At 68.7% G+C, this 13138-nt stretch carries 11 protein-coding genes and 1 pseudogene; 7 read left to right on the top strand and 5 right to left on the bottom strand.

The window, feature by feature from the left end:
* Positions 1-151: 151 nt before the first annotated feature.
* Positions 152-829, top strand: a pseudogene (locus K3769_RS39410) (response regulator transcription factor).
* Positions 826-1281: a hypothetical protein gene (locus K3769_RS39415; protein WP_308216454.1), complete on the top strand. Its 456-nt coding sequence runs from the start codon at positions 826-828 to the stop codon at positions 1279-1281. The pseudogene K3769_RS39410 and the gene K3769_RS39415 overlap by 4 nt, the downstream one beginning before the upstream one ends.
* On the opposite strand, the gene K3769_RS39420 is transcribed toward K3769_RS39415, so the two are convergent.
* Complete coding sequence (locus K3769_RS39420; protein WP_267031009.1) at positions 1250-1897, bottom strand: TetR/AcrR family transcriptional regulator; 648 nt, start codon at positions 1895-1897, stop codon at positions 1250-1252. The two genes, K3769_RS39415 and K3769_RS39420, sit on opposite strands and share 32 nt — an antisense overlap.
* A 213-nt stretch (positions 1898-2110) precedes the next feature.
* On the opposite strand from K3769_RS39420, the gene K3769_RS39425 reads away from it, so the two are divergent.
* Entirely contained in the window at positions 2111-3571 is a 1461-nt protein-coding gene (locus K3769_RS39425) for an MFS transporter (protein WP_267031010.1), read from the top strand.
* A 310-nt stretch (positions 3572-3881) separates the two neighbouring features.
* Positions 3882-5795, top strand: a complete 1914-nt coding sequence (htpG, locus tag K3769_RS39430; protein ID WP_267031011.1) for a molecular chaperone HtpG — start codon at positions 3882-3884, stop codon at positions 5793-5795.
* Positions 5796-5921: 126 nt separating this feature from the next.
* Here htpG and K3769_RS39435 read toward each other — a convergent pair whose 3' ends face one another.
* Together K3769_RS39435 and K3769_RS39440 are read right to left on the bottom strand one after the other, a co-directional pair.
* Complete coding sequence (locus K3769_RS39435) at positions 5922-6599, bottom strand: class I SAM-dependent methyltransferase (protein ID WP_267031012.1); 678 nt, start codon at positions 6597-6599, stop codon at positions 5922-5924.
* 117 nt (positions 6600-6716) lie between these two features.
* Positions 6717-7280: a dihydrofolate reductase family protein gene (locus K3769_RS39440; protein ID WP_267031013.1), complete on the bottom strand. Its 564-nt coding sequence runs from the start codon at positions 7278-7280 to the stop codon at positions 6717-6719.
* A gap of 114 nt (positions 7281-7394) precedes the next feature.
* Here K3769_RS39440 and K3769_RS39445 point away from each other — a divergent pair, with 114 nt between their 5' ends.
* The 3 genes from K3769_RS39445 to K3769_RS39455 all read left to right on the top strand — a co-directional run bounded on the left by K3769_RS39445 (position 7395) and on the right by K3769_RS39455 (position 10036).
* A complete protein-coding gene (locus tag K3769_RS39445; RefSeq protein WP_267031014.1) occupies positions 7395-8603 on the top strand; it encodes an NAD(P)/FAD-dependent oxidoreductase in 1209 nt (402 codons plus the stop codon).
* Between the two features lie 90 nt (positions 8604-8693).
* Positions 8694-9590: an RNA polymerase sigma-70 factor gene (locus K3769_RS39450; RefSeq protein WP_267031015.1), complete on the top strand. Its 897-nt coding sequence runs from the start codon at positions 8694-8696 to the stop codon at positions 9588-9590.
* A gap of 116 nt (positions 9591-9706) precedes the next feature.
* On the top strand, positions 9707-10036 hold the full coding sequence (locus K3769_RS39455; protein WP_267031016.1) for a type II toxin-antitoxin system PemK/MazF family toxin: 330 nt from the start codon (positions 9707-9709) through the stop codon (positions 10034-10036).
* Positions 10037-10045: 9 nt separating this feature from the next.
* Here K3769_RS39455 and K3769_RS39460 read toward each other — a convergent pair whose 3' ends face one another.
* Together K3769_RS39460 and K3769_RS39465 are read right to left on the bottom strand one after the other, a co-directional pair.
* A complete protein-coding gene (locus tag K3769_RS39460) occupies positions 10046-10450 on the bottom strand; it encodes a hypothetical protein (RefSeq protein ID WP_267031017.1) in 405 nt (134 codons plus the stop codon).
* A 185-nt stretch (positions 10451-10635) separates the two neighbouring features.
* Positions 10636-12990, bottom strand: a complete 2355-nt coding sequence (locus K3769_RS39465; protein WP_372515189.1) for a ricin-type beta-trefoil lectin domain protein — start codon at positions 12988-12990, stop codon at positions 10636-10638.
* Positions 12991-13138 lie beyond the last annotated feature (148 nt).

Consider the following 13138-nt stretch of genomic DNA (forward strand, 5'->3'; position numbering starts at 1 on the left):
GGTTCACCGATGTCGGCGGGGGGCTGGCTGTTCGCGCTCGGCTGGCTGGGGGTGTGCCTGTGCGGGGTGGCACGCGTGCGGCTCGTCGCCCGAGAACACACGGACATGGCACGAGAACCGACAGATCCAGGAGAAGAGCGGGAGGAGCACCGTGCGCCGGACGATCCTGGTCGTGGAGGACGATCACGGCCTGCGTGACGTGCTGATCCGCGCGCTGCGCGACGAGGACTTCGACCCCGTGCCCGCGCCGGACGGCACCACCGCCCTGCGGCTGGCCGTCACAGGCACAGGGCTGTCCGCCGCGGTGCTCGACATCGGGCTGCCCGACGCCGACGGGCGCGATGTGTGCCAGGCCATGCGTGCGAACGGATTCCTCGCCCCGGTCATCTTCCTGACCGCCCGCCACCGGCCGCCACCGGCTCACCGACCGGCTGTCCGGGTTCTCGGCCGGAGGCGATGACTACCTGCCCATGCCGTTCCGTCCGGCCGAACTCGCCGCCCGTCTGCGGGCGGCCCTCGAACGGACCGCGCCACCGCCCGCCGTCAGTTTCGGAGACCTGGTACTGGACGCCGTTCGCCACGTCGTCAGCATCCGGGACGCACCGGTCGATCCGACGCTGGCCGAGTTCCGCCTCCTGGCCGCTCTCATGGCGGCCACCGGCGGCATCGCGCGCCGCCGCGAGCTGGTCCGGGCAGGCTGGCCCGAGGGCGCACAGGTCCACGACAACACCCTCGACCAGTACCTGACCCGCCTGCGCCGCAAGCTGCGCGAGGCGGGCAGTGCCCGGGCGATCCGCACGGCCCCGGTGTGGGTCACCGCCTGTCGTGAGCGGTGTCCGCCACCGGTCGGCACTCCGCACGCTGCGTGGCCGGCTCGCGCTCGTGGCCCTCACCACGGCCGCCCTCCTGATGCTGATCCTCACCGGCGTCCTCAACGCCCTGGCCCGGCACCACCTCCAGCGGCAGGCGGACGACGAGCTGCGCACCCGTGCCGCCGCCGTAGCGACGACCGTCGACACCGGCGGGTCGACGGTACGCGTCCTGGAAATCCCCCACGACGACGTCCTCGACACCAACGTGTGGATCTACGCCGACCGGCACCTGCTGGAAAAGCCATCGGCCGCCGGCCGGCTGACCCGTATCGCAGCCGCGCTCGCCGATCGAGGCGGCCGACGGTGCGTCACGGCCGGACTCCACAGGCCGCTGCGACTGTGTGCCCAACCCGTATCCACGTCAGCGCGTTGCGCGGTCAGCTTCCGGCCTGGAGGCGGAGGCCTGTGAGGGTCAGATCCAGAGCCGCGATGAACTGGTCCCGGTCGTCGTGCTCCGCGAACTCGTCGGCGATCTGCCGCACGAACGGGAAGTCCGTGGCGTCGAGTGCGCGCCATGTCTCGGCGAAGCGGTCGAGGTACGCGTCGCGGTCCACAGGACCGTCGAGCATGTCCTGCGGCACTTCCATGCCCAGGTCCGCAGCCGTGCCGACCACGACGCCCGTGATCGCCGAAACGGCGTGGAACCGCTGCCGGGGCGTGAGGTCGAGGCGGAGGGTCTGCTCGCCGAGCTTCTCGTACAGCCGCAACGAGTTGCCCTGGACGTCGGTGTTGCGCATGAAGTAGGCCGCAAGCCACGGCCGGTCCACGATCGCGTCGAACAGCGTGATGGCCATCGCGCGCAGGTCGGCGATCGGATCGTCGCTGTCGGGCTGCTCCTCCACGGCCGTCAGCACACCGCCGATCGCGTGGTCCGTGGCTCGGTCGAGGAGTTCGTCCTTGTTCGAGACGTACCAGTAGATGGTGCCGACGCCCGTGCCGAGCCGGGCGGCGAGGGCACGGAACGTCAGCGCCGATCCGCCTGCCTCGTCGAGCAATGCCACGGCCGCGGTGAGGACGGCCTCCATGGAGTGCGAAGCGCGCCTGCGTCCTCGGGGAGGTCCTTCGGCGGAGCGTGTTCGCGGCGGTGTCATAGCTCTCATCCAATCACAGCTTGCGCCACATCGAACGGCGTTCTACGTTGGAACAACGTTCTATCATCGAACAACGTTCGTTCATCGAATTGCGTTCCATATCGGGCGCCGCCCCCTGCGTGGCGACGCTCTGGAAGGAGGCCGGCCATGACTGCGACCACCGAGCCCGCTGTCTCCCGTACCTATCCGTCGCTCCGGGCGGCATGGATCCCGCTGGCCGCGCTCTGTCTGGCCTTCTTCGTCGAGATGGTCGACAACACGCTGCTGTCGATCGCGCTGCCCACGATCGGTCGTGATCTGGGCAGTGGCACCACCGCCCTGCAGTGGGTCACCGGCGCCTATTCGCTGACGTTCGGCGGCCTCCTGCTGACGGCGGGATCCATGGCCGACCGCTTCGGACGCCGGCGCGTGCTGCTGATCGGCCTCGCCGTGTTCGGTCTGCTGAGCCTGTGCGTCGTCGCCGTCGACTCCGCCGGGCAGCTCATCGCCCTGAGAGCCGGACTCGGCATCGCCGCCGCGGCCATGGCGCCCATAACCAACTCGCTCGTCTTCAGGCTGTTCGACGACCAGGCGCTGCGCATGCGCGCGATGACCTTGATGATCGTCGTCGGCATGTCAGGGTTCGTCCTCGGTCCTCTGCTGGGGGGCACCGCGCTCACCCACGTCAGCTGGCAGTGGCTCCTGCTCGTCAACGCGCCGATCGCGCTGATCGCGGCCATCGGTGTGCGACTCGGCGTCGCGGCCGACCGGCCCGACGATCTGACCAAGGACCGGCTCGACCTGCCTGCCGCCACTCTGAGCGTGCTCACCATCGGTCTGGCCTGCTACACGCTGACCAGCGGCGTCGAGCACGGCTGGCTCTCCACCGCGACGATCGTGTCCGCCCTCGGCGCCGTGGCCGCGGGCATCGCGTTCGTGGGACACGAGCGCCGCAGCAAAGCACCCATGCTTGACCTCAAGATCTTTTCCAGTGGCACCGTCCGCGGCGCGGCCATCGCGCAGATCGGTACGTCCATCGCGATGGCCGGCGTGATGTTCGGCCTCATCCTGCACTTCCAGTACGCCTACGGGTGGAGCCCAGTGCGGGCGGGGCTGGCGAACCTGCCGATCATCGTGACCATGATCGCCGCGACTCCTGTGTCGGAGTGGCTCGCGAAGAGGTTCGGCCACCGCGTCGCCTGCCTGGTCGGCGCGGCCTGCCTGGCCGGTGCGCTGGCCGGCCTCGCCTGGGGCGTCGACCACGGGTACGTCGCCATCGCTGTCTGCATGGTCGTGATGACCATCGGGCTGCGCACCGTCATGACGATCTGCGCCATCGCCCTGGTCGAGGCGATGCCGGAAAACCGCACCTCGATCGGCACGGCGCTCAACGACACCGCCCAGGAAGTCGGAACCAGCGTCGGCACGGCCCTGGTCGGCACCATGATCGCCGCCCTGGTCACCACCAGGCTGCCCGCGGGTGTGTGGAGTGACGGCCTCGTGCACTCGTTCTTTCACGGAGAGCGGATCGCCTATGCCGTACTGGCGGTAATCGTCGGCCTGGTCGCGGCGGGCGGCGCCGCCACCCTCACCGACTCGCACGCCGTCGAAGAGAGGGTGGAAGGATGAGCGGACGGGGCGTCGGGGTGCGTGCGGCGGCCTGCACGGCGCGTACGCGAGGGGTCATCCATCGGATGACAATTATGATGTCATCTATGCGATGACAACCCGGGGGAGGGGCCTGTGACGGCGGCAGTCGGCAGACGATCCGCGTCCAGCGGTAACGCGCACACTCCGCCGTCTGCGCTCTGCGCTCTGCGCTCTGCGCCGCAGCGGCCCTGCCTGCTGCGGACTACGCCTCGCACGGCGCCCCTCATGACCACCCGTGACGCGGGCGCCGGTCCGTTGTTCCCGTTGACTCCGATTGAAAGGTCTTCTCATGGACAGCAGTGTCGAGACGCTGGAATTCCAGGCCGAGACACGACAGTTGCTCAGACTGGTCATTCATTCGATCTACTCGAACAAGGACATCTTCCTGCGCGAGCTGATCTCGAACGCCTCTGACGCACTGGACAAGCTGCGGCTGGAATCGCTGACCGACTCCGACCTCACCGAAGTCGACCCCGCCGACCTGCACATCTCGCTGGAGGCCGACAAGGAGGCCCGTACACTCACCGTCCGTGACAACGGGATCGGCATGAGCCGGGACGATCTCGTGGAGCTGATCGGCACGATCGCCAAGTCCGGCACCGCCGGCCTGATGGAGAAGATCAAGCAGTCCAAGGACACGGCCACCGCCGAGAGTCTGATCGGGCAGTTCGGCGTCGGCTTCTACTCCGCCTTCATGGTCGCCGACAAGGTCACCCTGCTCACCCGCCGGGCAGGCACCGAGACCGGCACCCGGTGGGAGTCCGACGGCGAGGGCGCCTACACGATCCAGAGCGTCGACGGCCTTCCCGTGGGCACCTCCGTGACAGTGCACCTCAAGTCCCCCGACGGCGAGGACGACCTGGCCGACTACCTGTCCGAGTCGAAGATCCGTCAGATCGTCAAGCGGTACTCGGACTTCATCCGCTGGCCGATCCGGATGGCCACCGGGCGCGCGGACACCGAAGGATCCGACGCCCCCGGTGTCGACACCCTCAACTCGATGAAGGCACTGTGGGCCCGACCGCGTGCCGAGGTCACCCAGGAGGAGTACAACGAGTTCTACAAGCAGGTCAGCCAGGACTGGCTCGACCCTGCCGAGACCATCCACATGCGCGCCGAAGGAACCTTCGAGTACGAGGCGCTCCTCTTCCTCCCCTCCCAGGCGCCGTTCGACCTGTTCTCCAAGGAGACCAAGCGCGGGGTGCAGCTGTACGTCAAGCGCGTGTTCATCATGGACGACTGTGAAGCGCTGATGCCGAACTACCTGCGCTTCGTCAAGGGCGTCGTCGACGCCCACGACCTGTCGTTGAACATCTCCCGCGAGATCCTGCAGCAGGACCGCCAGATCCGCGGCGTACGCCGACGCCTGGTCAAGAAGGTCCTCGGTGCGATCAAGACGATGCAGGCGAACGACGGCGAGCGTTACGCGAAGCTCTGGGCGCAGTTCGGACGGGTGCTGAAGGAAGGACTGATCGAGGACACGGACAACACCGAGGCGCTGCTGGAACTGGTGTCGGCCGCCTCCACGCACGATCCGGAGAAGACCACCACCCTGCGCGAGTACGTCGAGCGCATGAAGGACGGCCAGGAGGCGATCTACTACCTGACGGGCGAAACCCGTGCGACGGTGGAGAACTCCCCTCACATGGAAGCTCTCGCGGCCAAGGGTTACGAGGTCCTGATCCTCACCGACCCCGTCGACGAGGTCTGGGCCGACCGGGTCCCGGCCTTCGACGGGCACCCTCTCCAGTCCATCGCCAAGGGCCAGGTCGACCTCGACGAGCCGGCCGAGGGCGAAGAGTCCGCCGAACAGGCCCAGCGCGAGCAGGACTACGCCGTCCTGCTGTCACGGCTGACCACCACGTTGTCCGAGTACGTCAAGCAGGTGCGTCTGTCGTCGCGTCTGACCACCTCGGCTGCATGCATCGTGGGGGACGCCCACGACATGACCCCGACCCTGGAGAAGATGTACCGCGCGATGGGACAGCAACTGCCCGCCGTCAAGCGGACCCTGGAACTCAACCCTGCACACCCGCTGGTCACCGCCCTGCGCACGGCCCACGAGGCCAACGCCGACGACCCCGCGCTGGCAGAGATCGCCGAGGTCATCTACGGCAGCGCGCTGCTCGCCGAAGGCGGCGACCTGCCCGACCCGGCCCGCTTCACCCGTCTGCTGAACGACCAACTGACCCGTGCCCTGTAGCGCACGGACACAGCCGGGAACAGACGGCCGGGCGCCTGCCCGGCCCCTGCCCGTCGGCTCAGCGCCCCGCGCGGGGCGCTGAGCCGAGCACCGCTGCCACCAGCCTGCCTCTTGTGTAAGGGGCCGTCAGCGCACTCGACGCGCCCGTAGCACCACGTCGTCGGTGTGGTGCGCGCCGGCGCCGCCCTCAGGTGCCGTCCGGGGCCGCTGCTCGTCCACCTCCACCGTCCAGTCGTCGTCCAACAGGGCGGCGACCATCGAGGGCCACACGTAGTCGGCCGGGTCGAACTCGCTGTGGTCCGCCCGCGGGGCGTCCATGCCCGCGTGGTGCACGAGCAGCAGCACGCCGCCGGGGGCGACGGCCGCGAGCAGGGCTCGCTCGGCCGCGGCGTCGGGGGTGCGCAACAGAGCCGGGTACTGCGCGGAGACCAGGTCGAAAGAGGCCGGCGGGAGCGCGGCATCCGTCAGTGCGGCATGGACCCAGCGAACGGCGACGCCCGCGTCGCGTGCGTGCCCCGCCGCCCGCTCCAGCGCCACTCCCGAGACCTCAAGCCCGGTCACGTCCCAGCCGCGGCCTGCCAGCCAGATGGCGTCCGCGCCCTCGCCGCAACCTACGTCGAGGACGCGTCCCGGCGTGAGCGAGGCCACCTCGGCCACGAGTGCGCCGTTGGGTCGGCCGCTCCACAGTTGCCGGCGGTCGGCGTACCGGTTGTCCCACTCCGCCCGTACCGCCGGATCGCCGGCGTATCCGTCGGCGGAGAAGGGGGTGTCGGACGCGGGCGATCGAAGGGTGTTGTCAGGCATGACCCCACCGTCGCCCATCGCGTTCCGCCCACGCCACTGTTGTTGCCGTTCCGGCAAAGCGACATCCCCAGGACGCCCTTGGGTGCCTGAAGCCCGCGCCGATCTGACACGTAGTGCTCAGCGCTTGGTCTCGTACCTGGTCAAGGTCACGCCGTCGGGAAACGTCCGGGTCTCCACCAGGGTCAGCTTCACCCAGTTGTCCAGGGCCGTGAAGTACGGTGTGCCGCCGCCCACCAGGACCGGATGGGTGACGATCGTGTACTCGTCGATCAGCCCGGCCCGCATGGCCGCCGCGGCGAGAGTGGCACCGCCGATGTCGATACGGCCGCCGTCGGCGGCCTTGAGTTCGGTGATCTCGGTGACCGCGTCGCCGGTGACCAGCCGGGTGTTCCAGTCGACCGTGGTGGTCGTGGCGGAGAACACCACCTTCGGCATGTCTCGCCAGCGGCCGGCGTACTGGATCTCTGCCGGTGTGGCACCCGGCTGCTTGTCGGCGGTCGGCCAGTGGGAGCTCATCGTCTCCCACAGCTTGCGCCCGTACAACGCCATGCCCGTCGCGCCCACCCGGTCGGACCACCACTGGAACAGCTCGTCGCTCGGCACGCCCCAGCCGAGGTCGTCGCCGGGCGCGGCGATGTAGCCGTCCAGGCTCGTGTTCATGGCAAAGGTCAGTTTCTGCATGGCGTCAGCCTTCCACCTCGGACGAGCCCGGCGAAGTGATCTGGTTCACAACCTGTCACACCGGCCGACTACGCGGTGACTCAAGGCCGAACATCTGGAATCGAAGGAGGCACCATGACCGGGAACACGCATGTGCTCGTGATCGGTGGCGGCTACGCCGGTGTGATGGCCGCGAACCGGCTGACGCGGCGAGACGACGTGACGGTGACACTGATCAACCCGCGCCCGGATCTCGTTCACCGGGTCCGCTTGCATCAGCTGGTGGGCGGGTCCGACGACGCTGTCGTCCCGTACCGCGACGTCCTGGCCGAGCACGTCCGGCTGACGGTCGACACCGTGACCCGGATCGACGCGGCCGAGCGCAGGGTGACGCTGTCGGCCGGCGGCACGCTCGGCTACGACTACCTGATCTACGCGGTGGGCAGCGGCAGCGCCGAACCGAGCGTGCCGGGGGCGGCTGAATTCGCCTACCCGATGGCCACCCTGGAAGCGGCGCAGCGGCTGCGTGCGGTCCTCGACGCCACGCCCGCGACGGCCCCCGTGACGGTGGTCGGCGCCGGTCCCACCGGCATCGAGACGGCCGCCGAGCTTGCGGACGCCGGATGGACAGTGACTCTGGTCTGCGGCGGTGTTCTCGGCCCGTACCTGCACAGCCGGGGCCGGCGCTCGGCCGCGAGGCGGCTGACCGCGCTCGGTGTGACGGTCATCGACGGCTCCGACGCGAAGGTGACGGCGGTGACCGGCGACGCCGTGCGGCTCGCCGACGGCCGTGAACTGCCGAGCGAAGTGACCGTCTGGACCGTCGGGTTCGGCGTTCCGGACCTGGGCGCGCGCAGCGGGCTGAGCACCGACGCGGTGGGACGGCTGCTCACGGACGAGACACTGACGAGCGTGGACGACGCGCGCATCGTCGCGGCCGGGGACTCGGCGGCGCCGTCGGGCCTACCGCTGCGGATGAGCTGCCTGAACGCGACGCCACTGGGCGCGCGGGCCGCCGATACCGTGCTCAGCAGACTCGCGGGTGAGCAGCCGGAGAACCTCCATCAGTCGATGTACGCCCAGTGCATCAGCCTGGGCCGAAGCGCCGGCATCTACCAGTTCGCCAATAGGTCCGACGTCGCGGTGTGGCTGCACATCGACGACGGCCTGGGCGCCCGGATCAAGGAAATGGTCTGCCAGGGGATTCCCCGGCACCTGGCCGAAGAGGCGCACAAGCCCGGTTCGTTCAGGCTGCACCGCAGGCCGGGAGGCGTCGCCAAGCGGCGGCAGACGCTGCGCGCCAGCCGCCCCGGGACACGGGCCGCAGCCGACCGGGCGTCCTGACCGGTGGGTGCTGGGAAGATCTTGCCGTGCACGCTGCGAACGCGGTCGGCCCCACGGCCGACCGCGAAGGACGAGGAAACGGGACGAGAGATGAGCGACGACGCCACCGACCCGGCGACCGAGGCATTCCTCGCGCACCGCAACCTGCTCTTCACCGTCGCCTACGAGGTACTCGGCTCGGCGGCCGACGCCGAGGACGTCCTCCAGGAGACCTGGCTGCAATGGGTCAAGGCCGACCAGGACCAGGTACGCGACCAGCGCGCCCTCCTCGTCCGGATCACCACCCGCCAGGCACTCAACCGGCTGCGCACCATCAAGCGCCGGCGGGAGGCGTACGTCGGCTCCTGGCTCCCCGAACCGCTGCTCACCACGCCGGACGTGGCCCAGGACATAGAGCTCGCCGAGAGTGTGTCGATGGCGCTCATGCTCGTACTTGAGACGTTGTCACCGACCGAGCGTGCCGTCTTCGTGCTGCGCGAAGCCTTCGACATCGGCTACGACGAGATCGCCGAAGCCGTCGACAAGAGCCCCGCGGCCGTCCGCCAGATCGCCCACCGCGCCCGTCGGCACGTCGACGCCCGCCGCCCCCGCCGGGTGGTCTCCTCGAACGAGGGCCAGGCGGTCCTGGAGTCGTTCCACCGGGCGGTCACCACCGGGGACTCACAGGCCCTCCTTGAGGTTCTCGCCCCCGAGGTCGTCCTGATGAGCGACGGCGGCGGCATCAAACACGCCGCACTGCGGCCGGTCACCGGCGCCGAGCGGGTGTCCCTTATGTTCGCCGGCGGCATCGGCAAGTTCCTGGACACGCTGACCGTCGAACGGACTGTGGTCAACGGCAACCCGGCACTCCTCGTCCGCCTGGACGGCGAGATCGACGGCGTCATGGCGATCAGTGTCCAGGACGCCCGCATCACCGGCCTCTACTACGTCCGCAACCCCGAGAAACTGTCCCACCTCACGTCCGCGACCCCACTCACCCTGCGCTGAACACCAAGGGTCCCCGACCGCGGGCGTCGATCCGGACAATGAGGTGGTGCGAACCGGGGCGCACCGCAGAGTTCGTCCGCTGCTCTATACAAGGAGAACCTGTGCGAGGAGGACCTGTGCAACGTGGCGAAGTCTGGTGGGCGGAGATCGACGAGCGGCGACCGGTCGTACTGCTCTCGGAGGGAGCGTCCGAGTTCCGGGCGATGCAGGGCGTCGCTCCCGCCGGCACCGATCTCGGTGGAATGGCCGCCGAGCTGGCAGTAGGTGCTTCCGAAGGCCTACCTCTTGCAGGCGTCCTGCGAGTCGCAATCCCGCGTCCCGGCCTCATCCCCTGCACGTGGCTGCTCACCTTGACCCGGAATGACCTCGTCGAGCAGGCGGGAGTGCTGTCGCCCGCGAAGCTTGGCGATCTCCAAGAACTCCTCCACCTAGGCGGACTTGAGTAGAAGCCTCCGTCAGCGGTCGAGTTCCAGCGAGCCCTGGCCGACGTGCGTCGCCTCGGCGATGCCGCGGACCAGATTCAGCAGGTCCTCGTGCAGGCGGTCGGTGCCGTGCTCTACGGATCCCGGGCGCCCACGGGATCCGACCGGCTCGACCACCGCAGCGCCATCGCCGCCTCCGACCTCGTCGTCACCGCCCTGCCCGGCGCCGATGTGCTCGGTGTCCTGGACGAGATCGGGGACGAGGTGCTGGGAGACAGTCCTGCTCAACCCCTCGGCGACGATCATCCGGCAGGCCGCCACCGAGCACACCGGCGGCGAGGCGGCAGCCCGGGTCCAGACAGCCGCCGCGACCGAACAAGCCGGGTCGCTGTACTTCGCGATAGTGCGAGCCCTGGGCGACGCGAGATTCAACCTCACGGTGTCGCGGTGACGGGGCGGTGCCCGTGTCGGAGCGCCTTGGCGCGTTCTGTGGTCGTAGCCCGCGCTGACGCCGCAGGACTTGTGCTGTGTCCGGGTGCGCCGAGGGCCCGGATCCGCGCGGCCCTCGGCGCTGTGCAGCAGCCGCTTTCCGTTTCCGGTGGAAGATCTATGGCTCTATGGATCTATGAAAGGACCCACTTCTGACTCTGCTGACTGCCGCATGTCCACAGATGGACCGCGGTGCCGTCGGCCGATGAGCCGCCGTTGACGTCCAGGCACTTCCCGGACTGCGGGTTGCGCAGCGAGCCGTTGGTCTGTTGCTGCCAGACCTGGGCCGCGGTTCCGTTGCAGGTGTAGAGCTGCACCTTCGTGCCGTCGGCCGTGCCCGAGTTGTCGATGTCCAGGCACTTGCCCAGCGCGCGAACGGCCCCCGTGCCGAGCACGGACCACTCCTGGGCCGCGGTGCTGTTGCAGGTCCACACCTGGACCTTCGTACCGTCGGCCGTGTTGGCGTTGTCCACGTCCAGGCACTTGCTGCCGATGCCCTTCACCTCTCCGGTGCGGGACGGCGTCGCGGGAAGCTGGTTCAGGGTGTACCAGGCCTCGGTGCTCCACAACTGCTTGCCGTCGGCCGAGCCGAAGGGGCGGGCGGAGCGGACGTGGACCACCCGGTTGGGCTTGAGGCCGGGGATGGCCAGGGTGACCGTCTTGCGGTCGCTGGACACGGTGGCCGACTGGACGGTCAGTGTCTCCTCGTCGACCTTGGGACCGCCGTAGTCGGACCTGGGCACGTAACGCCACTGTTTGACCTTGTAGCGCGCGGCCAGGCCCGCAACGGTCTCGGTCGAGATGGGCTGGGTGTACTCGATGGCGAAGCCGCCGTTGACGGCGCGCATCTGCCGCATGTCGAAGGCGTCGGTGCCGGACGGTGTCAGCTTCTGCAGGCCGAACTTGAGTTTGCCTTCCTGGCCCCAGTTGCCGTCCGCTCCGAGGCCGCCGATGTACAGGGCGCCGTCGGGCCCGACACTGATCCGGTTGACTCCGACCTCCAGGCCCTGGGTGAGACGGAACACGGCGCCCTGGTACTCGCCGTTGACCTTCTCCAGGTATCCGCGCTGGATGCCCCCGTAGGTCACGTCGCCGAACAGCATCTGGCCGGCGAAGGGTCCGTCGTTCAACTGCAGTGGTGTGCTGGGGGAGTTGGCTATCTCGTTCTGGGGGAGCCACAGGACCGGCTTGGTCACGTTCTGCGAGTCGAAGGGTCCTGAGGGGTTGGTGTAGTGGTTGAAGAAGCGGTCCTGTTTCACCTGGACCAGCTTCGACGAGGGCAGCCAGCCGCCCTGGTTGTCGGTGACGAAGATGTCACCCTCGGGGCCCCACCCGATGCCGTTGGGGGTGCGCAGACCGCCGGCCACATAAGTGACCGCCCCCGTCGCCTTGTTGACCTTTATCGTGGAGCCACGGTTCGGAGCGGGCTGCGGATTCGTCGTCGCTCCGCCGTAGTTGATGGACACGGACAGGTTCAGGTAGAAGAACCCGTCCTTGTACAGCAGGCCGAAGGCGAACTCGTGGAAGTTGCCGCCGTAGGGCCAGGTGGCGACCCGCCGGTAGGTGTCGGTGACCTCGTCGCCGTTGGTGTCGTTGAGCTCGGTCAGTTCGTGCTTCTGCGACACGTACAGCTTGCCGTCCACGTACTTGATGCCCATGGGCTCTTTGAGACCCGAGGCCACTTTCTTGTACGTCACCTTGTCGGGTCCGGTGTTTCCGGTGACGTTGCTCAGCAGGTAGACCTCGCCGGCGGTGTTCTCCGAACCGCCCCAGGTGGCCACGGCGAGCCTGCCGTCGGGAAGCCAGTCCATGGCGGACACCTGTGGTTCGAAGCCGGTGGGCCGCAGGTTGGTCAGGGTGTAGTTCGGGTGCACGCCGGTCAGCGGCAGACCATCGCCCGGTGAATCGCCCGCCAGCTCGCATTCCTTGCGTCCCGGAGCCGTGACCCGGACGACGTCGGCGTCCGTGCTGAGCACCGAGTTGGGCACCACGGTGAAGGCGGCGGCGGAGGGCGGCTTCCAACCGAGGGTGACCTGTTGCCCGCCGTCCTTCTCGAAGTGGTCGATGCGGATCGAGTGGTATCCGGCCGTCAGGACAACGTTGCCGTCCTTCGGCTCGGCGCCGTGCAACCCGTCGTGGCTGATGACGAGTTGGTCGTCGACGAGGAGTCGGGAGCCGTCGTCGGTGGTGAGCCGGAAGGTGTACGTCCCGGCGGTGGGGACGTTCAGGTTGGCGATCGTCTGCGAGACGAAGTTGGCACTGAAGCCGAAGTCCGTGTCGGAGGACCAGTCGATCACCGGCATCAGTTTGTCGACGTTCGGTGTCTGGCCGGGCTTGAGTTCACACAGCTTTTCGAGCGGCACCTGCATGTCGAAGACACGCAGGGTGACACCCGGCTGCTGTGGGGGGAGTGCGTCGGCGGAACGGTCGGTCGGGGCGGCCGAGCCCGTGGGGGCGGACAGCCCGAGTGCCAGCAGCGAGGTGACGATGGTCGTGGCCAGGCGTTTGCCGAGTCGCCCGGTTAACAGCCGTGGATACACGTAGCCTCCTGTTCGCTCCCCGCCGTGGGGGAACGCAGATGGACGAGTGAGAGGATCCACCGCTGCCGGTGCGCGCCGTCGCACCGGATACGGAGAG

Source organism: Streptomyces ortus (genome assembly GCF_026341275.1).
GTDB lineage: Bacteria > Actinomycetota > Actinomycetes > Streptomycetales > Streptomycetaceae > Streptomyces > Streptomyces ortus.

Bases quoted from the DNA above. Each gene is read 5' to 3' on its own strand.
- K3769_RS39420 (WP_267031009.1), bottom strand. From the start codon at position 1,897: ATGGAGGCCGTCCTCACCGCGGCCGTGGCATTGCTCGACGAGGCAGGC.
- K3769_RS39425 (WP_267031010.1), top strand. From the start codon at position 2,111: ATGACTGCGACCACCGAGCCCGCTGTCTCCCGTACCTATCCGTCGCTC.
- htpG (WP_267031011.1), top strand. From the start codon at position 3,882: ATGGACAGCAGTGTCGAGACGCTGGAATTCCAGGCCGAGACACGACAG.
- K3769_RS39435 (WP_267031012.1), bottom strand. From the start codon at position 6,599: ATGCCTGACAACACCCTTCGATCGCCCGCGTCCGACACCCCCTTCTCC.
- K3769_RS39440 (WP_267031013.1), bottom strand. From the start codon at position 7,280: ATGCAGAAACTGACCTTTGCCATGAACACGAGCCTGGACGGCTACATC.
- K3769_RS39445 (WP_267031014.1), top strand. From the start codon at position 7,395: ATGACCGGGAACACGCATGTGCTCGTGATCGGTGGCGGCTACGCCGGT.
- K3769_RS39450 (WP_267031015.1), top strand. From the start codon at position 8,694: ATGAGCGACGACGCCACCGACCCGGCGACCGAGGCATTCCTCGCGCAC.